Below are 22503 nucleotides of genomic sequence, written 5' to 3' on the forward strand. Positions count from 1 at the left end.
GCAGGCCGGGCGGCATGCGGTAGCATTCGCTTCCCCTCCCACGCTTGTCCCCATGCGCCTGCTGCTGGTTGAAGACAACCCGGATCTGGCCGATGCGATCATCCGTCGCATGCGCCGCAGTGGGCACGCGGTGGATTGGCAGGCCGATGGCCTGGCCGCCGCAAGCGTGCTGCGCTACCAGAGTTTTGATCTGGTGGTGCTGGATATCGGCCTGCCCAAGCTTGATGGGCTACGCGTGCTGGCCGGCATGCGCGAGCGCGGCGACAGCACGCCGGTGCTGATGCTGACCGCGCGCGACGGCATCGAGGACCGCGTGCAGGCGCTGGACGTGGGTGCCGATGATTATCTCGGCAAGCCCTTCGACTTCCGCGAGTTCGAGGCGCGTTGCCGCGTGCTGCTGCGGCGGGCCCGCGGTCAGGCCAGTGAGGTGGTGCAGGTGGGCGGCTTCCAGTTCGACAATGCTGCGCATCGGGTCACCCTGGATGGCGAGCCCATCGAGCTGCCCAACCGCGAGTACCGTCTGCTGGAAATCCTGGTCGGCCGGTTGGGCCACGTGGTCGGCAAGGATGAGATCGGCAACGGCCTGTTCGGCTTCGATGACGAGGCTGGGCCGAACGCGATCGAGCTCTATGTCGGCCGCCTGCGCAGGAAGCTCGCCGACGCGCCGCTGCGCATCACGACCGTGCGCGGCGTCGGTTACCTGCTCGAGGCCCGCGACGAAGGCGTGGACAGCGATGGCTGACGCGCGCCCGGCAGCGGCCGCGCCGGGTTCGCTGCGGCGGACCCTGCTGCTGTATCTGGGTGCGCTGCTGGCGGTGTTCGCAGTCGCCCTGCTGTTTGCCGCACGCGACTACGGCCAGCGTGCGGCCAACCGCTCCTACGATCACCTGCTGGCGTCCTCTGCACTGTCCATCGCCGATTCGGTGGCGCTGGCCGATGGCCAATGGCAGGTCGACCTGCCGTACGCGGCGCTCGACCTGCTGGCGATGGCGCCGGAGGACCGGGTGTTCTACCGCGTCGCGGACAGTCGCGGCACGCTGATCACTGGCTACGGCGACCTGCCGGTGCCACCCCGGCGCCCGGGAAGCCAACCGCAGTTCTTCGATGCGCGCTACAGCGGTGAGACCGTGCGCTTCGTGGTGGTGGGCCGCAGCTTCGCTGCTGCGTCCGCGCAGGGCGAGGTGCTGGTGCAGGTCGGCCAGACCCGGCGCGCGCGCGAGGCGGTGGCGCAGGACATGGTCAACCGGTCGCTGCTGGCGATCGGTGTGCTGTCCGGTCTGCTGCTGGCGCTGGTCGCCTTCGGTGTACACCGTGCATTCCGGCCACTGGTGAGGGTGGAACGCGAACTCTCGCGCCGTGAACCGTCGGACCTGAAGCCGCTGGATGCACGTGTGCCCCGTGAGATGGACCAGATGGTGGCGGCGCTGAACCGCTTCATGGAGCGGCTGTCGAGCAGCAACGAGACCCTGCGCGCGTTCATGGCCGAAGCCGCGCACCAGATGCGTACCCCGCTGGCCGCCCTGCGCGCGCAGGCGCAGCTGGCGCTGGATGATGACGACCCGCAGGACATGCGGCGCAGCCTGCAGGCCATTGAGCGCAATGCCACGCACATGAGCCGGCTGCTCAACCAGCTGCTCAGCGATGCCAGCGTGATCCACCGTTCGCATCTGCAGCGGTTCGCGCCGGTGGATCTGGCAGAAACCGTGCACCAGGCATTGCACGATGCGTTGCCGCAGGCCGGTCCCGCGCCGCGCGTGCAGCTGGCCGTCACTTCCGAGCAGGTGCATGTGCACGGCGATGCGCTGCTGCTGCGCGAGGCGATCAAGAACCTGGTCGACAATGCGTTGAAGTATGGCGGCGATGGTCCGCTGCAGATCGCACTGACGGTCGAGGGCGGCCAGGCGGTGCTGACCATTGCCGACCACGGCCCGGGCATCGCCGCGGCCGACGCCGAACGGGTGTTCGAGCGATTCGCCCGTGGCGAAGGCGTGCCATCCGGTGGCGCCGGCCTGGGGCTGGCCATCGTCAAACGCGTGATCGACAGCCATGCAGGCCATATCGACCTCAGCAACCGCCCGCAGGGGGGGCTGATCGCCACCATCCGCCTGCCCCGGAGCAACCCATGATCCGCCTGTTTGCCGCCGTCATCGCGCTGCTGCTGGCTCTGCCTGCGCAGGCTGCACCCGGCGATGTGCGCCGTTTCCCCGCACGTGAGACCGCCACTGCCCAGCTGCGCATCCACGGCACCACCGACATCGAGGTGTTCGCGGTGGTGATCGCCGACTACCAGCGGCTGCATCCCGGCACCGAAGTGGTGTACGAGGACATCATCACCCAGGATCTGTACGCGCGTTACCTGCAGGACCGCGCCAGCCCGGCGTCGCCGGATCTGCTGATCTCCAGCGGCATGGACCTGCAGACCAAGCTGGTCAATGACGGTCATGCCCTGCCACACCGCTCGGCGCAGACCGCGGCGCTGCCGGCCTGGGCACAGTGGCGGGGCGAGGCATTCGGGATCAGCTACGAGCCGGTGGTGATGGTCCACAACACGCGCACATTGCCTGCTGCCAAGGTGCCGCATACACGCCGGCAGCTGCTGGACCTGCTGCGTGCGGAAGGCGCGCCCCTGCGCGGACGGGTGGGCACCTACGACATCGAACGCAGCAGCGTGGGTTACCTGCTGGCCACGCAGGATGCGCAGCGTGGCAGCATTGCCGGTGCGCTGCTCGGGGCGCTCGGCGACAACGAGGTGGTTCGCGAGGAGCGCACCGGGGTACTGCTGGACAAGGTCGCCAGCGGCCAGCTGTCGCTGGTCTACAACGTGCTCGGCTCGTACGCGCAGGCGCGCATCGATGCCGGCGCGCCACTGGCCATCATTGAGCCGGAGGACTACACGCTGGTGGTGCTGCGCACGGCCGTGATCCCGCGCACCGGTCCGCATCCGGAGGAGGCGCGGCGTTTCCTCGATTACCTGCTGTCGCCGCGTGGCCAGCAGGTGCTGTCGCGCGAGGCGCGGCTGATGCCGATCGTGCGCAGCGATGCCCGGCGCGATGATGCGCCCGGTCGCAGCCGGCGCCCGATCCAGCTCGGGCCGGGACTGCTGGTCTACCTGGACGCGCTCAAGCGGCGCCAGTTCCTCGATGCCTGGCGCAGCAGCGTGGAGCCGGCGGGGCGCTGATGCCCTGGTAGCGCCGGGCCATGCCGGGCGGATGCAGTGCGCTGCCCGTACAATGGCCGCATGAGCGAATACACCATCCTGATCGCCGATGACCACCCGTTGCTGCGTTCGGCGGTGGTGCAGTCATTGCGGCAGAGCCTGCCGCTTGCCCAGGTGCGCGAGGTGGCCAGTGCCGAAGCGCTCGCCGAGGCGCTGGATGCGCATCCTGACGTGGACCTGGTGCTGCTCGACCTGACCATGCCCGGTGCCCACGGTTTCTCCGCGCTGCTGCACGTGCGTGGCTCGCATCCGGACATTCCGGTGGTGATCCTGTCGTCCAACGATCATCCACGGGTGATCCGGCGCGCGCAGCAGTTCGGCGCAGCTGGTTTCATCCCGAAGTCGGCGCCCGCCGAGACCATTGGCGAGGCGGTGACGGCGGTGCTGGAGGGTGGCTTGTGGTTCCCGGCGATGGCGGCCGAGCGTTCTGAGGCCGATGCACTGCTGGCCAGCCGCCTGGCGCAGCTGACACCGCAGCAGTTCCGGGTGCTGCTGTGCCTGGCCGATGGCCTGCTCAACAAGCAGATTGCCTACACGCTGGGGTTGGCCGAAAACACGGTGAAGGTGCATGTCACCGCGATCCTGAAGAAGCTCGAATGCCACAGCCGCACGCAGGCCGCGGTGCTGGTGAAGGCGCTTGAGCCGGAAGGTGATGCGGGAGCGCCGTGAATCCGTCCCTGGAGGCTTGGCTGCCGCATCCATGCGGCGGACGCCCCCGCGAACCCAACCCGGCCGATCTCTGACAGATTTCGGTGGCCTGCCACCCACGGAAAAGGGGAAAGATCAAAAGCAGAAGCAGCCTGTCCGGCCGCCTTCTGTGGAGCCAAGCATGGGCTCGGCTCTACACGAGCACGCGCGGCGTCGCGACCCGCTTTTGATATTCCTTTTCTTCGCCGTGGGTGGACGAACAAGGAGCGTGTCCGACCTCAACCATGAACTGCGTTACGTGTCACCCGCGAGGGGCTGCGCCGTTGGCTGGAATCACCCGCGATGGCGGATCAGCAACTGGCTCATCAGCGCCCGCAGCGCCGGCGGCTTCACCGGCTTGGCCATCATGCCCCAGCCTCGTTCGGCCGCCATTTCGCGCAGTCCTGCGTCGCGCTCGGCGGTCACCAGCACCACCGGCGGCCGTGCTTGCCAGTGCTCGGCCAGCACTTCGTACAGCACCGGCCCGTGATGGTCGCCCATGCGAACGTCCAGCAGCACCAGTTCCGGCACGGATTCCACGCCGGCCAGCTGCAGCGCGGCCTGGGGGCCATCGGCCAGGACCACCTCGCATCCCCAGCGCTCCAGCAGGGCACGGCTGGCTGCGCAGACATGCGGATCATCATCGATCACCCACACGCGGCGGCCGCGCAGCGGATTGTCCGCCGCCGGTTCCTGTGCCAGCGCCGGTGCCTGCGCAACAGCGGGAATCGCGCTGGCATCGCCAAGAGGTACGCCCACTGCGAACACGCTGCCTCGCCCCAGCTGCGAGCGCAGGCGGATCGGATGGCCGAGCAGGCGGCCGATACGGTCGACGATCGCCAGGCCCAGGCCGGCGCCGCGCTGGTGACCATCGTGCAGGCGGCGGAATTCCTCGAAGATTTCACCCTGCAGCGCATCAGGAATGCCGGGGCCCTGGTCATGCACTTCAATCCACAACTGGTCTCCGCGCCGGCGGCAGCCGAGCAGCACCCGGCCACGCTCGCTGTAGCGCAGTGCGTTGGACAGGAAATTCTGCAGGATGCGGCGCAGCAGTGCTTCGTCGCTGACCACCACCGCGCGGGTATCCACCCAGTCCACGACCAGCCCGCGTGTCTGCGCGGCGATGCCGAACTCGCGTGCCAGCGTCTGCAGCAGCGGGCCCAGCCGGAACGCATGCACGCGCGTGGGCAGGCTGCCTGACTCCAGTCGCGCGATGTCGAGCAGGCTGTTGAGGATGGCATCCTGCGCGGCCAGTGCGGCATCGATGTGGTCGGTGGTCTGCTGCTGCGCCGGGTCGGTCAGCTTGCCGCGCAGCACGGAGACGAACATGCGCGCGGCGTTCAACGGTTGCAGCAGGTCGTGCACCGCTGATGCGACGAAACGGGTCTTGTAGCGGTTGGCCTGTTCGGCTTCGCGGCGGGCCTCGTCGAGGTCATGGGTGCGCTCGGCCACGCGGTGTTCCAGCGCATCGGCCAGTGACCGCAGTTCGCGTGCAGCGTTCTTGTAGCTGGTGATGTCGGCGTAGCTGGTGACGAAGCCGCCATCAGGCAGCGGATTGCCACGGATCTCCAGAACGGTGCCATCGTCCTTTTCGCTCTCGCGCATGTGCGGGCGGCCACTGCGCAGGTGGTTCAGACGACGCTCGATGGCCTCGTCGATCGGCCCCGGCCCGAGCAGGCCGCGGCGTGCGTTGTAGCGGAACAGCTCTTCGATGGGCCGGCCGACACGGACCAGCCCCGGCGGGAAGCGGAACAGTTCCAGATAGCGCGAATTCCAGGCGACCAGGCGCTGTTCGCGATCAATGATCACCACGCCCTGCGGCAGGTGCTCCAGGCTGCGGCTCAGGCCGCTGTCGGCATCGGTGGCAGCCTGCAGCAATCCGTCCTGGGCGGTGCGCAGTTCCTGTGCATGCTGCTTGAGCAGGGTTTCCAGTTCGCTGCGGCTGCGCTGGCGGTGCCGGGCCAGGCGCCGGCGCTGCTGCACGAACAGCAGCAGGAACCCCAGCGCCAGCCACGCAGCGGCGCCGGCCAGGGCGGCACCGCGTCCGGCGCTGGTGGCGGCACTGGCATCGTGCAGCAGATGCAGGTTCCAGTGTTCGTCGGGCAGCGCCAGGCTCTGCCACAGCATCGCCTGCGGCAGCACCGGGTCGAGCAGGCGCACCATGCGGCCACCATCGGCCAGCACATCCTCGGTACGCACCCGCAGGGGCTGCAACGAGCGGTCGGCATACTGGCGGGCATCAAGCATCTCGCGGCGCTCGTCCGCGCCCAGCGGCCGCAGCAGGCGGTAGCGCCAGGCATCGCGGTTGGACAGGAACACTACGTCATGGTTGTCGCTGGCCAGCACCACGTCGGGGCTGTTCAGCCACTCCTGTTCCAGCGCCGACAGCTCGATCTTGATCACGATCACGCCGATGCGCTGGCCGCGGTCGTCGACGATCGCCTCGGACATGAAATAGCCGGGCACGCCGGTGGTCATGCCGATACCGTAGAAGCGGCCGCGGCCGTGGGCCAGGGCCTGCTGGTAGTAGGGCCGGTAGCTGTAGTCCTCGCCGACGTTGGTGGTCGGCTGGTCCCAGTTGCTGGCCGCGACCGCGACGCCATCGCGGCCGACCAGGGTCAGGGTGGAGGTTCGGGTGACCTGGTTGGCGCGCTGCAGTTTCAGGTTCAGCTGCTGGCGCTCGGCGGGCGAGGGCGGCGTGCGCAGTACGCGCAGCAGGTCCGGGTCCAGTGCCATCACCTGCGGCAGGGTGCCGAAGCGGTCGATACGCTGCTGCAGGCCCTGGCCGTACAGCTGCAGCTGGCGCTGGACCTGCGTGCTCTCGGCCGCCAGGGCGCTGCGCCACGCGTAGTGGCCCGCCGCGATCGCGCACAGCACGGTGCCTCCGGCCATCGCGAGGAGGGTCAGCAGCAGCATCCGGTGGCGGCCGAGCCAGTACATGGCGGCAGTCTACGCAGTGAGGGCGGGCATGACGTACATGCCCGCCGGATTCCGTACCGTGGTGCGGATCAGAAGTGCATCTGTGCGCGCAGTTCGAAGATCTCCGGGGTGCTGTGCACACCGCGGCGGCTGGCATCGACCTTGACGTAGTTGGCCTGGAACTTGAAATGGCTGGTCAGGTACCAGTTGGCGCCCAGGGTCAGGTCGTGCTGACGGCCCCCCAGGATGCTGCCGTCGTCCAGATCCAGGCGGCTGTAGCGTGCCACCAGCTCGACCGCGCCGTAGTCGTGGGCGGGCTTGATGTTGGCCACGGCGCCGGCGTTGTACGGACGGGACTCGCCGGTCAGCACCCAGCTGGCCATCGCGTACTGGCCGTGGCCGGTGTAGTCGGGCTTGCCGTCGTTGCGGGTGACAGTGGCCTGCAGCGCTTCGGCCTGCAGCGAGAAGGGGCCACGGATCCAGATGCCTTCCAGGCCGGTGCGGCGGATCTGGTCGGCGGTCACCAGCGCGCCGGAATCCACGTAGCGGATGTCGGTCAGGCCGGCTTCCGGGCGCGCGCGCAACCGTGCGCTGGCCTCGTGATGGACGTCACGGCCATCGCGGTAGCCGCGCGGGTTTTCCTGCGAGTAGGCCAGGCCCAGGTGGATCACATCGCCAGGCGCCTTCACCGGCGTCCACACCGCACGAACCGCCTGCGTGGTGCCGGGGTTGTCGCCCTGCAGGTCCTTGCCGCCGTAGGCACCGGCCTGCAGCAGGTACTGCGGGCGCTCCAGCACCCATTCCACACCGGTGCGGCGGCCGGCGTAGAACGCCTGCACCGGCAGCGCGGTCTCCAGGAAGCTACCGGCGCGCGAGGAGGTGTTGGCATCCAGGCCGACCGGCGTCTTCATGTAGCCGAAGCGGAAGCGGCCGATGTCGCGGCCCACGAAGGCCTTGCTCTCCAGGCGCAGGAACACGTCCAGCCAGGTGTCGGCCTGGAAGTCGTAGTACACCATCGCGTCGTACACGCCCTTCTTCTTCAGCGTGGCGCCGAATTCCTTGCGGCGCACGGCGTCGTCATCGTCCAGGCCACTGCCGGAGGAGAAATCGTTGTAGTCGTAGGCGATGTTGGCGGTGGCCGCCAGCTCGGTGCCGTCGCCGAACGCGTACTTGGTCGGCCAGTTGTCGAAATCGGCAGCGGACGCGAAGGCGGGCAGGGCGGCCAGCGACAGGGCCAGCAGGGTGGGAATGGGGCGCATGTTGGGTGCGGCTCTCTCGGATTGCGTAGGGTCAGGACAACAACGGCCGCCGGGGCCGGAACTTGGGCAGGGACGCCGCGGGCCGTTCAGCCCGCGCCACCGGCCTCCCGGCGCGGTGCGATGCCGGGCCAGTGTAGGCATCCCGGCCACCTGAACCGGGGGGCTAGTACCAATAGGTTATCTGCGTTGGCGTGCCCGGCGCGTACAAAGGCGTCCATTGGTCGCCACCCTGCGCGTGGAGCGAGGGGGGCGGTGACCAGCTTCCACGGTATCGGCTCCCATGCAGTTCCGGGGCCGTACGTGCCTGAAAACGCCCTTCCCCGGAGTCCGCCATGCACATCCCGACCGCTGCCCCGGCGCCTGCAAAGCCGTTGCCGATCTACCGCCAGCTGTACTTCCAGGTGATCGTGGCGATCGTCCTGGGCGCCATCCTCGGCCACTACGAACCCCTGATCGGCGAGAAGATGAAGCCGCTCGGCGATGCCTTCATCAACCTGGTGAAGATGATCATCGCGCCGGTGATCTTCCTGACCATCGTCACCGGCATTGCCGGCATGACCCATCTGCGCACGGTCGGCCGCGTGTTCGCCAAGGCCATGGCCTACTTCCTGTTCTTCTCCACGCTGGCGCTGGTCGTGGGCATGATCGTGGCCCACGTGGTGCAGCCTGGCGCGGGCATGAACATCAACCCGGCCGAGCTGGACCAGACCGCGGTGCACAGCTACGTCGAGAAGTCGCATGACCTGACCCTGGTCGGCTTCCTGATGGATGTCATCCCGAAGACGCTGATCAGCGCCTTCGTGGACGGCAACATCCTGCAGGTGCTGTTCGTGGCCGTGCTGTTCGGCATCGCGCTGGCGTCGGTCGGCGAGAAGGGCAAGCCGATCCAGAACTTCCTCGAAGCGCTGGTGGCCCCGGTGTTCAAACTGGTGCACATGCTGATGAAGGCTGCTCCGATCGGCGCCTTCGGCGCGATCGCCTTCACCATCGGCAAGTACGGCGTGGGGTCGTTGATCAACCTGGCCTGGCTGGTCGGCTCGTTCTACATCACCGCCTTCCTGTTCGTGGCGGTGATCCTGGGCGTGGTCTGCCGCCTGTGCGGGTTCTCGGTGTTCAAGCTGGCCCGCTACCTGAAGGCCGAACTGCTGCTGGTGCTGGGTACCTCTTCGTCCGAGTCGGCGCTGCCGTCGCTGATGGAGAAGATGGAGCGCGCCGGCTGCAGCAAGTCGGTGGTGGGCCTGGTGGTTCCCACCGGCTACTCGTTCAACCTGGACGGCACCAACATCTACATGACCCTGGCGGCGCTGTTCATCGCCCAGGCCACCAACACCGAACTGACCCTGGGCCACCAGATCGCGCTGCTGCTGGTCGCCATGCTCAGCTCCAAGGGCGCGGCCGGCGTCACCGGTGCCGGCTTCATCACCCTGGCGGCCACCCTGGCCGTGGTGCCGGAAGTGCCCGTGGCCGGCATGGCGCTGATCCTCGGCGTGGACCGCTTCATGAGCGAATGCCGCTCGCTGACCAACTTCATCGGCAATGCCGTGGCCACGGTGGTGGTCTCGCGCTGGGAAGGCGCACTGGACCGTGACCGCCTGAAGCTGGCGCTGGATGGTCGCGAAAGCGAACTGCCGCCGCCGGTCGATGCCGTGCCGGAGGCACTGCCCGCCAAGGGCTGATCCAGGTGTGTGGTACCGCGGGGCCGGTCACGTGAGTGGTGCGGCCCCGCGGCGTTTCAAGGCGTCCCATGGCTGTCATGGGCAGCGCCGAAGCTGGTGGCTCCAGGTTGTCGCATACGCCAGGGAATTGTGCGGTCGCAGCATGCCTGCGACAGGATAGCGACAGGTCCGGGCGCCCCAACGGGGGTATGATCCCCTGTCCCTCTTGCCCATTCATGTATCCAACGTCGATGTCCAACGAAGATTTCAAACAGGCCGCCCTCGATTACCACCGGATGTCCCCGCCGGGCAAGATCAAGGTCTCCGCGACCAAGCCGATGCTGACCCAGCGCGACCTGTCGCTGGCGTACTCGCCGGGCGTGGCGTACGCCTGTGAAGCAATCAAGGCCGACCCGCAGCAGGCCAGCGAGCTGACCGCCCGCGGTAACCTGGTGGCCGTGATCTCCAACGGCACCGCGGTGCTGGGCCTGGGCAACATCGGCGCACTGGCCGGCAAGCCGGTGATGGAAGGCAAGGGCGTGCTGTTCCAGAAGTTCGCCGGCATCGATGTGTTCGACATCGAAGTGGACGAAACCGATCCGGACAAGCTGGTCGACATCATCGCCTCGCTGGAGCCGACCTTCGGCGGCATCAACCTGGAAGACATCAAGGCGCCGGAATGCTTCGTGGTCGAGCGCAAGCTGCGCGAGCGCATGAAGATCCCGGTGTTCCATGACGACCAGCACGGTACGGCGATCATCGTCGGCGCGGCGGTGCTGAACGCCATGGCGATCACCGGCAAGAAGATCGAGGAGGTGAAGCTGGCGACCACGGGCATGGGCGCGGCGGGCGTTTCCTGCGTCAACATGCTGGTGCAGCTGGGCCTGAAGCCGGAGAACATCCTGGCGTTCGACCGCGAGGGCGTGATCCACACCGGTCGTACCGATCTGGACCCGGAAAAGCAGCGTTACGCACGCGACACCGACAAGCGCACCCTGGCCGAGATCGTCGACGGCGCGGATATCTTCCTGGGCCTGTCGGCGCCCGGCATCCTCACCGCCGAAATGGTCAAGACCATGGCGCCGGACCCGGTGATCTTCGCACTGGCCAATCCGACCCCGGAAATCATGCCGGAAGTGGCGCGTGCGGCGCGTCCGGACGCGATCATCGGCACCGGCCGTTCGGATTACCCGAACCAGGTCAACAACGTGCTGTGCTTCCCGTACCTGTTCCGCGGTGCGCTGGACGTGGGCGCCACCGCGATCAACGAGGAAATGAAGATCGCCTGCGTGCGCGCCATCGCCGCACTGGCACGCCGCGCCGCGACCGACATGGGCTCGGCCTACGGCGGTGAAACCCCGAGCTTCGGCCGCGAGTACCTGATCCCGCGCCCGTTCGACCGCCGCCTGCTGGTGGAGCTGTCCGCTGCCGTGGCCCAGGCCGCGATGGACTCGGGGGTGGCCGCCCGGCCGATCGCCGACATGGGCGCCTACCGTGACAAGCTGGCGCAGTTCGTCTACCGCACCAGCCTGATGATGAAGCCGGTGTACGACCGTGCACGCACCGACAAGCAGCGCGTGGTCTACGCCGAAGGCGAAGAGGAAGTGGTGCTGCAGGCGGTGCAGAACGTGGTCGATGAAGGGCTCGCACATCCGATCCTGATCGGCCGGCCGGACGTGATCGAAGCGCGCATCGAGCGCCTGGGCCTGCGCCTGAAGGCCGGCGAGCACTTCGAGATCACCAACATCAATGACGATCCGCGCTTCAACGAATACTGGCAGTACTACCACGGGCTGACCGGTCGTCGCGGCGTCACCGTGGCGGCGGCGAAGAACCTGATGCGTTCGCGGCCGACCCTGATTGCCGCGGTGATGGTCGCGCGTGGCGAAGCCGATGCAATGCTGACCGGCATCGTCGGCCGTTTCCACAAGAAGCTGGGTTATGTCCGCAGCGTGCTGCCGCTGGAGCCGAAGGTCACCTCGACCTCGGCGATGACCGGCGTCATCAACCAGCAGGGCGTGTTCTTTTTCGTCGACACGCACGTGCAGGAAGATCCCAGCGCCGAGCAGATCTGCGAGGCGACCCTGCAGGCCGCGTACCGCATGAAGCTGTTCGGCATCGAACCGAAGGTGGCGCTGCTGTCGCACTCCAATTTCGGCAGCCACGATTCCAAGGACGCGCTGAAGATGCGCCAGGTCCGCGAGCTGCTGCTCAAGCGCAATCCGCGCCTGAACGTGGACGGCGAGATGCAGGGCGATACCGCCTGGGACGAGGCGCTGCGCCAGAAACTGCTGCCGGGTTCCACCCTGCAGGGTCGCGCCAACCTGTTCGTGCTGCCCAACCTGGAAGCGGCCAACATCGCCTACAACCTGGTGCGTGTGTTCACCGATGGCGTGGCGATCGGCCCGATCCTGATGGGCGTGAACAAGCCGGTGCACATCCTGACCACCAGCGCGACCTCGCGCCGCATCCTGAACATGACCGCCATCGCTGCGGTCGATGCGCAGATCCGCAAGCAGCTGGAAGCGGAAAAGAAGGCGTAATCCTTCGTCACCGCGATCGGTAGCGCCGGGCCATGCCCGGCGAGCGCGCAGCGCGGCAAATCAGGCATTCCGCCGGGCATGGCCCGGCGCAACCGCTCAGCGCTTGCCGCCTCGTGCCGGTGCCGGCGGCGGGGCATCCGAACGCGGCTTGGCGTACTCGGCCCATAGCGCCGGCAGGCCCTTGCCGGTGTGCTGCCGCCACAGCGCCAGGGTGTACTGGCCGTTGCGCAGGGCCTTGTCCAGCGCCAGCACCAGGCCGGGGTGTCCAGCTTCGGCCCATTTCAGGAAGGCCCCGGTTACCCGGTAGCCGCTTTCCACGCTCTGGCCCTTGCCCACTTTGTCCGGCAGCGCCCAGCCCGCTGCGGCATTGTCCGTGCCGTAGCGGTCGCGGGCGTAGTCGGCGATGCCTTCCACCAGCCAGCCCGGTACCCGCGTGTCGCCGTAGCTCGGGTAGCCCTGCACGATGTGCATCGCCTCGTGGGTCACCAGGTCGATGTCATCGGGGTGCTTCACCAGCCAGCCCGGGTTGATGGTGATGGTGCTCGCCTTGTCCTTCTCGCCGACGTAGGCGACGCCGTCGTAGGCCGGATCGATCACGATGTGCACCTCGGCCGGTGCCGCCGGGTGGAAGTCCGCCCGTTCGCGCAGGTAGGCGGAATAGAACGTATCGACGATGCGCTGGCGTGCCGGTGCGGCCAGCGCACCGGTCGCATCCTGGTAGTGCAACGTGATGCCTTCGCGGGTGAACTGGCCATCGAAGGCCCGGCTCTGCGACGGCTGGGCCAGCGCAATGCCGGGCAGGGTGAATGCAGCAAGTGCAAGGGGCAGCAGGCGAATGCGCATGGGGTCACCGTACAGTGGAGGGGGACAACAGTTCGATCTCAGCCAGCTGCAGGCGTCCCGGCGCAGTTACGCGCAGGCGGTACTCGGCATAGCGTGAGGGCGAGGCGATGCGGAACGGACGGGTCTGCCGCGCAGCACTGAAGTCTTCGCCACGCCGCTGGTCCAGCGTGGTCCAGCGGCCATCGCCGTTACGGGCTTCCAGCGTCCATCCGGCCCCCCGGATCGGCCCTTCGCCGCTGGTCAGCGTATACATCGTCGGCGCGCCATCACCCACGGCGCTCAGCATGAGGGTGGCACCCGCGCCCAGCGGAACGGCCGTGGTCGCATCGTCGTCCAACAGCGCGGGCACGGCGCGGCCATCGGCCAGCGCAGCGCGCGTGCCGCTGCCCAGCAGATCGTGCAGCATCTGCGGTCGCTGGCCCGGTGCGGTCAGCGAACGGGGCACGTCGTCGGCGCCTGTGCCCCAGCGCGAAGGCTGCGGGCCCATCTCGAAGTCCAGCGTCGCGCCCTTGGCGATCACCTCGTGCGGTACCCAGGTCCGGGTCCATGGCGTGCCGTTGATCTTCAGCGACTGGACGTAGACATTCTCCGCGGAGTTCTGCGGCGCGTTGACGGTCAGCACCGCGCCACCCTGCAGTTCCACCCGGGCGTGCCTGAATGCCGGGGAGCCGATCACGTATTCCGGCGCGCCCATCCGCAGTGGATACAGGCCCAGCGAAGCCAGCACGTACCATGCGGAGGTCTCGCCATTGTCCTCATCGCCCGGATAGCCTTGGCCGATCTCGCTGCCCACGTACAGCCGCGACAGGATCTCGCGCACGTGCTGCTGGGTCTTCCAGGGCTGCCCGGCGTACAGATACATCCACGGGATATGGTGCGCCGGCTGGTTGCTGTGCGCGTACATGCCCATGCGCACGTCGCGCGCTTCGGTCATCTCATGGATGATGCCGCCGTAGGAGCCTGCAAACGCTGCATCGGCGGTCTCCGGCGTGGCAAAGAAGGCATCGAGCTTGGCGGCCAGCCTGTCGCGGCCACCGTACAGCGCGGCCAGGCCCTCGCCATCGTGCGCGGCGGTGAAGGCGAACGTCCAGCCGTTGGATTCGGTGTAGTCGTGGCCCCACACGCGCGGATCGTAGTCCTTGGCGTCCACGCGCCAGCTGCCGTCGGCCTTGCGGCCCTGGAAGAAGCCGGCGGCAGGGTCGAACAGGGTCGCGTAGCCGGCAGCGCGGTAGCGGAAGTAGTCGGCTTCGGTGCTGTAGCGCTCGCGCTGCGCGGCGGTGGTCGCGCGCTTGGCCAGTGCCTCGGCCATGTTGGCGATGCCGAAGTCGTTCAGCGCGCCTTCCATCGTCCATGACATGCCTTCATGCACGTCGGCACTGGCATAGCCGCGGAACGTCGAGCGATCCATGCCCTTGCGCCCTACATGGCGATCGGGCGGTACCACGGTGGCGTTCTTCAGCGCCGCGGCATAGGCCTCGGCGGGATCGAAACCGCCGACGCCCTTCAGCCATGCGTCGGCGAAGGCCACGTCGGAACTGGTGCCGACCATCAGGTCCGCGTAGCCCGGCGATGACCAGCGGGCGATCCAGCCGCCCGCGCGGTACTGCTCGATGAAACCCTGTACGAGCTGGCCGGCGTCCTCCGGCGTGAACAGTGCGTACGCCGGCCACGTCGTGCGGAACGTATCCCAGAAGCCATTGTTGACGAACACCCGGCCATCGCGCACGCCACTGAAGGTGCGACTGTCACTGCCATCGGTGTTGTTCTCGCTGGCGCTGGCCTGGTTGGCGTAACGCCACTCGGGGGCGGCAGCGCTGCCGACGTTTTCGTGGCCGGAGTTGGGATACAGGTACAACCGGTAGAGGCTGGAGTACAGCGTGGTTTTCTGGTCGTCCGTGGCATCGCCGATATCGAAGCGGGCCAGGCGCGCATCCCAGGCATCCTGGGCGCGGCCGGCCACGCTTTCCAGCGTATCCGTGGCGGAAATCTCCAGAGCAAGGTTGTGCCGCGCCTGTTCGAGCGAGATCAGCGAGGTGGCAATGCGCATGGTGACGCGGCGATCGCTGCCGGCATCGAACTTGATGTAGCCGGTCGGGCGGCCGCTGTCGATGCGTCCGCTGCTGCGCCAGGGCCGGTCGAAGCGGGCCACCACGAACATGCGGCCGGCACCGTTGGACAGGCCGCTGCGCGTGTCGGTGTAGCCGGACAGTGTCTGGGTGGCCGCATCCAGGGTCAGCCCGCCGCGTGCATCCACATTGTCGAACAGCAGGTTGGCATCACCTTCCGCAGGGAAATCGAAGCGGAAGACCGCGGCGTGGTCGGTCGGCGCGATGGAGGCGGCGATGCCGTTGTCGAAGCGCACGTCGTAGCGGTAGGGGCGCGCGTTCTCGTGCGCGCGGTCGAAGGACAGCGCCCGCTTGCTGCGGTCGGCCTCGGGCACACCGCGGCTGGCCGACGGCATCACCTGGAAGGTCTGGCGGTCGCCCATCCAGGGACTGGGCTGGTGACTCAGCGCGAGCGCCTGCAGCTGCGGGCGGTTGTTCGCATCGTTCTGCTCGTTCCAGCGGTACAGCCAGTTCAGTGCACCGGCATCGGTCACCGGGGTCCAGAAGTTGAAGCCGTGCGGCACCGCCGTGGCCGGGAAATTGTTGCCGCGCGAGAACGTGCCGTTGGCCTGCGTACCGCGGGTGGTCAGCACCCAGTCCGAGACCCGCTGCGGCACCTGCCGCGGCTGTGCATCCAGGCGCACGTCATCGATCCAGCCGGACACCGGCGCACCGTCGGCGCTGGCCACTTCCAGCTCGATGGCGACCACCCGGCGGCCGCGCAGCGCAGGCACATCGCCCAGGCGTACGGCCTTGCGCGCCCACTGCTGCGGGTACAGCGTTTTCGAATCGCCCTGCGCACGCGCGCCCACGGCGATGCCGTGCTGATCACGCGCGGAGCTGGCCGATACGCGGCTGCCATCGTCCAGGCGCAGGTCCAGCGAGACGTAGGTGGAGGCCACCGTGTCCTTGTCGACGATCTCCGGCAGCACCAGCCAGGACAGGGTGGTGTCGGCGTCGATGGTCAGGTCCGTGCTGAACAGGTCGCGCCGCGCCGCGCCGCCGTCGGCCTGGTAGTGCAGCGCGCGCAGGCCGCTGTAGCCGGCGTTGCGCTTGGCTGCATACGGCGCCGCCGGACCGGTGCCGATCTGCACCTGCAGCGCGCCGCCGGCCTTGGCCGGTGCGGGCTCACCTGCCTCGAACGAGGTCTGCAGGCCCTGTGCCACTGCGGGCAGGGCGGGCGTGGCGCAGGCCAGGGCCAGGGCGAGCGGAAGCAGGGCGCGGCGCGGATCGGACAGGGTCATGCAGGGTCTCCCGGAAGGGCAGGCGGCAGGCAGGACCCGCATCGGCACGTACCACGGCCAGCATCGCGCCCGCCGCCCAGGGGCGGTGGAAAGGAGCGATGCCGGTCCGGTGGGGGCGGGCCATGCGATCGGGTCGTCGGAGTGGTCCCGATCCTGCCTCAGTGCGTTGCCCCCTGACAAGTGCAATTAGTTCGATCCAAATCCGGGAAAAACGTTTCATTTCAAATTATTGACAGAGGGGATTGGATCGATTTAAAAGTGGCCGGGGTCCAGGCCCGGGGAAGGCGGCGTCCTTCCCGTCCCGATCCCAACCCGTCCATCTGTCCCGGAACACCCTGCATGCCCTGATCCGGGCGGGCGGCCTGCGCTTGCTGCTGCTGCCCGTCACCACCGTCCATCCACGACCTTCCCGTCCGTCCCCCACCGGCAGGACCGTCATCCGTCTCTGGAGAGCGCTTGATGAAACCGAGGTTGCTGTCGTTGTTGATGTCTTCGCTGCTGCTGTCGCCGCTGGCCGTGCAGGCCCAGTCCTCCAACGCAGGGGAGGGCGCCGATCCGCCGCGTACGCGCGACCTGGATGCGGTCACGGTGACCGGGTCGCTCATTCCGCGCGCGCAGGTGGAAGGCCCCTCACCGGTGACGACCATCACCGCCGAGCAGATCCAGGCGCAGGGTTTCACCACGGTGTTCGATGCGCTGCGCTCGCTGCCGGTCTCCAATGGGTCGGTGCAGGATTCCCAGGGAACCGGCTTCTACACTCCGGGCGCCAAGACCATCAGCCTGTTCGGTCTGGACCCCAGCTACACCCTTACCCTCATCAACGGGCGGCCGATCAACAGCTATCCGCTGGCCTACAACGGCAACACCAGCATCGCCGACATTGCCAACATCCCGCTGGGCATGGTCGAACGCATCGATGTGCTCACCGGTGGCCAGTCCTCGGTGTATGGCTCCTCGGCCGTGGCCGGCGTAGTCAACATCGTGCTGAAAGACCGCGTGGAAGGCACCCATCTGCGCTACCGCGTCGGTGGTTACAGCCAGGGCGGTGGTTCCAGCCAGCGCTTCAGCGCCAGCAGTGGACAGACCTTCGGCAACCTCGATATCAGCTACGGGCTGGAATACACCAACCAGAAGGCGATCTACGCCTTCGACCGCAGCCGCATCGACAGCGTCAACGACAGCCCGACCGGGCCGCAGGATCCATCGCGCAGCTTCCTGCGCATGCGCCAGGGGCCCAACGCCTACATCGACCCGGGCGCGGCCACCTGCGCGCCGCTGTCGAATCTGTTCGGTGGCAGCACCGTGTACGCGCACCGCGACATTTCCGGCGGTGGCTACTACTGCGGCACCCCCGACAACGTCGGCACCGCGTCGCTGTACAACGCCAGCCAGGACGTCAACGCGACCACCTTCCTGCGCTATCACCTCAGCCCGGATACCGAGTTGTACTCGGACATCCTGTTCGGCTTCAGCCGGCCGACCTACAGCGGTGGCAGCCCGTTCTGGAACAAGACCTTCTACAACCGCACCAGCGGCCAGTACGAGCAGTGGCAGCGCATCTACGCGCCCGAGGAAGTCGGCCTGGATGCCAAGGACCAGCGCGTCTACACGCGATCGCTGAACGTCACCGCCGGCGTGCGTGGCGTGCTGGGCAGCTTCGACTACGACGTCTACGTCAACCGTTCCAGCACCGATGTCACCCGCAAATCCACCGACTTCCTCGCCCGGAACGGCGTGGACGATTACTACCTGGGGCCGATGCTGGGCATGCAGGATGGCTACGAGGTCTACGCCCCGGACCTGTCGCGCCTGTACCAGCCGATCACCCGCGACCAGTACGACAGCTTCAGCGGCCTCAACCGTGCTGCATCCAGCGCGTCGCGCACAGCAGTGACGGCACTGCTGACCCATCGTTCGCTGTTCACCCTGCCGGCCGGCGACGTCGGTTTCGCGCTGATCGCCCAGGGCCAGCGCGAGAAGTTCTTCAACCAGTCGGCCGATCCCGATGCCGGTGTGCTGTTCCGCGGGCAGACCGCCGGCACCTCGGCGCAGGGCCAGCGGGATCTGTACGCGCTGGGTGCGGAACTGCAGGTGCCGATCATCGATACCTTCAGCGCCAATCTGTCCGGCCGCTACGACAAGTACGCCCTGCAGGGCGGTGGCGGCAACGGCAAGGCCACCTGGAAGCTTGGCCTGGAATACCGGCCGATCGAATCGCTGCTGCTGCGTGGCAGCTACGCCACTGCGTTCCGTTCGCCGGACATGTTCTATCTGTTCTCCCGCGAGAGCAGCGGCTATACCACCAACACCGACCTCTACCAGTGCCGCCAGGCCGGTTACACCTCCGACAACTTCGATGACTGCGAGCAGTCCGGATTGGCGGTGTTGTCTTCCAGTACCGGCAACCGCGATCTGAAGGACATCACTGCACGCACGTTCACCTATGGTGCGGTGTGGTCGACACTGGACAACGCGCTGACGTTGTCGGTGGACTACAACTCGGTGGTGATCGAGAACGAAGTACGCATCCTCGGTACCGACAGCATCCTCGACACCGAGGCCAACTGCCGGCTGGGCGTATCGGAGAACGGGCAGACCCGCTTCGACATCACCTCGCCCACCTGCCAGCAGGTCCTGGGCCAGGTGCAGCGCAAGCCGGCCACCGATCCGCTCAACCCCAACGGTGTGGACAAGGTGTTCTCCTACCCGATCAACATCGCCAGCCAACGCCAGACCGGTGTGCAGGCAGCGCTGGACTATCGCTGGGGTACCTCCTCGGTGGGAGATTTCACGGTCAACGCGGGCTACTACCGCCCGCTCAAGCACACCACCCAGGACAAGGAAGGCGATCCGGTCTACGACCAGTTGTGCTGCGGCAATTCCAATGAACTGCAGTACCGGGCCACGCTGGGCGTGAACTGGAAGCGCGGGCCGTTCAGCGCCAGTGCGTTCGGCGTGCGCAACGCGCCCACCTGGGACAGCCGTGGCGAGCAGCGCAACATCGGGCCGTGGACCACCTGGAACGCCACGGTCGGCTACCGCATCAATGACCTGGCCAGCCTGCTGCTGACGGTCAACAACCTGACCGACGAGATGCCGCCGATCGACCGCAGCAACGGCAACTGGCCGTACTACGATCAGGGCATCTACAACGCCTATGGCCGCTCGGCCTTCCTGGAGCTGTCGCTGGACTTCCAGTAGGCCGGGCGCTGGCAGGTCCCGGCTGTCAGGGGGCGGGGGCCAGGAAAGGACAGGGGCGGCCGGGTCGCCGCCCCAGGTGCTAGAATCGCAGGCCTCGCAATCCGTTCATCGACATCCGCCATGAGCCATACCGCCACCGCGCCCGCCAACGCCGAGAAGCGCTACACCGTGCACCGCAGCGACCTGCCGCTGAGCTGCCCGACCCCGGAGATGGCGCTGTGGAACTCGCATCCGCGGGTCTACCTGGCGATCGAAGACGAACCCAACGGTGAAGCGCAGTGCCCGTACTGCGGTTCCGTGTTCGTACTGGCTGACTGAACGGCCTTCACCGATGCGTCGACTGACCGTGGTGCAGTTGCTGCCGGCGCTGCACTCCGGCGGCGTCGAGCGCTCGACCCTGGAAATCGCGTCGGCACTGGTGGCAGCCGGCCATCGCGCGCTGGTGGTGTCTGCCGGTGGCCGCCTCGTTGAACCGCTGCTGGCCAGCGGTGCCGAGCATCTCACCCTCGATATCGGCCGCAAGTCGCTGCTGACCCTGCGTCATCTGCCGACCCTGCGTCGCCTGTTCGCCGAGGTCGGCGCCGATATCGTGCACGCCCGCTCGCGCCTGCCCGCGTGGCTGGGGCTGTATGCGATCCGGGCGATGCCGCAGGCGCAGCGGCCGCACTGGGTAACCACCGTGCACGGGCTGAACTCGCCCAGCCGCTACAGCGCGGTGATGACCAGCGGCGAGCGCGTGATCTGTGTCTCCAACAGCGTGCGCGAATACGTGCAGCGCCACTATCCGACCGTGCCGGAGGACCACCTGCGGGTGATCCCGCGTGGTGTCGATGTCAGTCAGTTCCCGCGGGTGGCGCGCGGTGATCGCCGGCCGCGCCTTTCGCTGGTGGCGGACTACCCGTGGCTGGCCGGGGTGGACGGGCCGCTGCTGCTGCTGCCGGGCCGTGGCACGCGCCTGAAGGGGCACACGCACGCGCTGCAGCTGCTGGCCGACGTCCGCGCTGCCGGCGTGCCGGCGCAGCTGTGGATGCTGGGCACCGACGAGCCGGGGCGCGAAGCCTATGTGGCCGACCTGCGCCGCCAGGCCGCCACGCTCGGCATCGCAGACGCGGTCCACATCAGCACGCCGACCGCCCGCATTGCCCAGGCCTATGCCGCCAGCGATCTGGTGCTGCAGCTGTCCGACAAGCCCGAAGCCTTCGGCCGTACCGTGGTGGAAGCACTGTCGGTGGGCCGACCGGTGCTCGGCTGGAACCACGGTGGGGTGGGCGAACTGCTGCAGCAGCTCCAGCCCACCGGTGCGGTGACGGTGGGAGATGCGCAGGCACTGGGTGAACGTGCGCTGGCCCTTCTGGCGCAGCCGCCATCGTTGCCGGGCCGTATCCCGTTTACCCTGCAGGCCATGCAGCGCGATACCCTCCGTCTCTATGCCGACCTCGCAGGCTGACACCGCAGCGGTCCTGCGCGATGAACGCGCCGGGCGCTGGGCGCCCTGGTGGGTGCTTGCCTACGTGGCGTTGTGGCCGCTGCCAGGCATCGCCGAGACCGTCCTGGGCCTGGGTGCAATCTATGCCGCGGTGCGCATGGTCATCCGCCGCCTGCAGCGCCGGCCGCATCTGCTGAGCCCGGCGGCCTGGGCGCTGACCTCGATCCTGTTCCTCGGCTACTGGTTGCCGCAGGCATTTTCCGCATTCGATGCGATCGACCCGTCGGCCTCGTGGACCAAGGCGGCAGCAGGCCTGCGCTACCTGCCCTTCATGTGGCTGGTAGCGATCGCAGTGGCCACGCCGGAGCGGCGCAGACTCACCCTGGGTGGACTGGCGGTGATCACCGGCGCCTGGACGCTGGATGCGCTGGTACAGGCGGTGGCCGGCACCAGCCCATGGTTCTGGTCGCTGGAGCAGCTCAAACTGGCAATCAGCGGGCGTGCGCTGTGCCCGGCCGATGAAGCGGCGTTGGCCGACCGGCTCAGTGGCGTATTGGGCCCGTGCAACCTGAAATTCGGCCAGGTGCTGGCCAGCCTGTCGCCGTTCCTGCTGCTGCCGCTGGCGCGCCGCTTCGGTGCTGCCGGCTGGCTGCTGGCCGCTGCGGCCCTCGGCAGTGTGTTGCTGCTGGCCGGCTCACGCGCCTCGTGGATCACCTTCGCGCTCGTGCTGGCCTACAGCGGCATGCGCCAGTTCGGCTGGAAGCGGCTGGCGCTGTTGGGGATGGTCGGGGTCCTGGGGGCCGGGGTCCTGGTTGCCAGTGTGCCGCAGCTGCGTGAGCGCGTGCTGCGCACGACGATGGCCTGGGAGGGGGACGAGACGGGCGTCGACCAGGCGTTGTCCGGGCGTGCGCGGATCTGGAGCGCAGCGGCGTGCATGATCGAAGCACATCCGATCAACGGTGTCGGCGCGCGTGGCTTCCGCGATGCGTATCCCGCCTGCGTCGCAGGGGAGGGAACCGCGGTGTGGGGCGCGGAACCGGCCCTGCACGCGCACCAGATCGTGCTGGAGATCCTGGCCGAGACCGGCGTCCTGGGCCTGCTGTTGTGGCTGGCCGCCGTGGCACAGGCCTGGCGGGCGTGGCGCTTCGCACCGACCGCGGCCCGCGAGCGGGCGCGGCCGGCGATGCTGGCGCTGGCGGTCACCGTGTTCCCGCTCAACACCCACCTGGCGTTCTACTCTGCGTTCTGGGGTGGGCTGACCGTGCTGCTGGCGGCGCTGTTCGCCGGCAGCCTGCTGGCGCGTGACACGGATGACTCACCACGCGTCGGCTGATCGCAGATCCATGACCGTTTGACTGTTTCAGTTCAAGGTGCAAACGTCGCTGCGACGACCCCTGAAGTTGC

General features: G+C 67.9%; 14 protein-coding genes. 10 read left to right on the forward strand and 4 right to left on the reverse strand.

Translation table 11 applies throughout. The features are described from left to right. The first annotated feature begins 52 nt into the window (after positions 1-52). Genes IMX13_RS16985 through IMX13_RS17000 form a run of 4 tightly spaced genes read left to right on the forward strand, consistent with a single transcriptional unit; the run spans position 53 to position 3886 of the window. Positions 53-742, forward strand: coding sequence for a response regulator transcription factor (locus IMX13_RS16985; RefSeq protein WP_053517418.1), 690 nt, complete (start codon positions 53-55; stop codon positions 740-742). Then, positions 735-2126 carry a sensor histidine kinase gene (locus tag IMX13_RS16990; RefSeq protein ID WP_065181726.1) on the forward strand — a complete coding sequence of 464 codons (1392 nt, stop codon included), beginning with the start codon at positions 735-737 and terminating at the stop codon, positions 2124-2126. The genes IMX13_RS16985 and IMX13_RS16990 overlap by 8 nt, the downstream gene beginning before the upstream one ends. Next, on the forward strand, positions 2123-3178 hold the full coding sequence (locus tag IMX13_RS16995) for an ABC transporter substrate-binding protein (protein WP_193396790.1): 1056 nt from the start codon (positions 2123-2125) through the stop codon (positions 3176-3178). The genes IMX13_RS16990 and IMX13_RS16995 overlap by 4 nt, the downstream gene beginning before the upstream one ends. A gap of 60 nt (positions 3179-3238) precedes the next feature. Then, positions 3239-3886: a response regulator transcription factor gene (locus IMX13_RS17000; protein ID WP_053517414.1), complete on the forward strand. Its 648-nt coding sequence runs from the start codon at positions 3239-3241 to the stop codon at positions 3884-3886. 312 nt (positions 3887-4198) lie between these two features. Here the strand turns inward: IMX13_RS17000 and IMX13_RS17005 are convergent, their stop codons facing one another. Together IMX13_RS17005 and IMX13_RS17010 are read right to left on the reverse strand one after the other, a co-directional pair. Further along, positions 4199-6844 (reverse strand): PAS-domain containing protein, encoded by a 2646-nt coding sequence (locus tag IMX13_RS17005; RefSeq protein WP_193396791.1) that lies wholly within the window; start codon positions 6842-6844, stop codon positions 4199-4201. A gap of 68 nt (positions 6845-6912) precedes the next feature. Further along, positions 6913-8082 carry a porin gene (locus tag IMX13_RS17010; protein WP_053517412.1) on the reverse strand — a complete coding sequence of 390 codons (1170 nt, stop codon included), beginning with the start codon at positions 8080-8082 and terminating at the stop codon, positions 6913-6915. 332 nt (positions 8083-8414) lie between these two features. On the opposite strand from IMX13_RS17010, the gene IMX13_RS17015 reads away from it, so the two are divergent. Continuing rightward, positions 8415-9758, forward strand: a complete 1344-nt coding sequence (locus IMX13_RS17015) for a dicarboxylate/amino acid:cation symporter (RefSeq protein ID WP_053517411.1) — start codon at positions 8415-8417, stop codon at positions 9756-9758. A gap of 230 nt (positions 9759-9988) precedes the next feature. Beyond that, on the forward strand, positions 9989-12280 hold the full coding sequence (locus IMX13_RS17020) for an NADP-dependent malic enzyme (protein WP_065175119.1): 2292 nt from the start codon (positions 9989-9991) through the stop codon (positions 12278-12280). Between the two features lie 96 nt (positions 12281-12376). On the opposite strand, the gene IMX13_RS17025 is transcribed toward IMX13_RS17020, so the two are convergent. Next, positions 12377-13123: a basic secretory protein-like protein gene (locus IMX13_RS17025; protein WP_193396792.1), complete on the reverse strand. Its 747-nt coding sequence runs from the start codon at positions 13121-13123 to the stop codon at positions 12377-12379. Positions 13124-13127: 4 nt separating this feature from the next. Continuing rightward, positions 13128-16472 (reverse strand): GH92 family glycosyl hydrolase, encoded by a 3345-nt coding sequence (locus tag IMX13_RS17030; protein WP_193396793.1) that lies wholly within the window; start codon positions 16470-16472, stop codon positions 13128-13130. Between the two features lie 459 nt (positions 16473-16931). Here IMX13_RS17030 and IMX13_RS17035 point away from each other — a divergent pair, with 459 nt between their 5' ends. From IMX13_RS17035 to IMX13_RS17050, 4 genes are all read left to right on the forward strand, one after another. Then, positions 16932-19673 (forward strand): TonB-dependent receptor, encoded by a 2742-nt coding sequence (locus IMX13_RS17035; RefSeq protein WP_193396794.1) that lies wholly within the window; start codon positions 16932-16934, stop codon positions 19671-19673. 120 nt (positions 19674-19793) lie between these two features. Further along, a complete protein-coding gene (locus IMX13_RS17040) occupies positions 19794-19991 on the forward strand; it encodes a zinc-finger domain-containing protein (RefSeq protein WP_053517405.1) in 198 nt (65 codons plus the stop codon). Between the two features lie 13 nt (positions 19992-20004). Continuing rightward, positions 20005-21120 (forward strand): glycosyltransferase, encoded by a 1116-nt coding sequence (locus tag IMX13_RS17045; RefSeq protein WP_193396795.1) that lies wholly within the window; start codon positions 20005-20007, stop codon positions 21118-21120. After that, a complete protein-coding gene (locus IMX13_RS17050) occupies positions 21101-22432 on the forward strand; it encodes an O-antigen ligase family protein (protein ID WP_193396796.1) in 1332 nt (443 codons plus the stop codon). The genes IMX13_RS17045 and IMX13_RS17050 overlap by 20 nt, the downstream gene beginning before the upstream one ends. Positions 22433-22503 lie beyond the last annotated feature (71 nt).

Origin of the sequence: Stenotrophomonas sp. B2, assembly GCF_014947095.1 — a bacterium.
Classification (GTDB): Bacteria; Pseudomonadota; Gammaproteobacteria; order Xanthomonadales; family Xanthomonadaceae; genus Stenotrophomonas; species Stenotrophomonas maltophilia_P.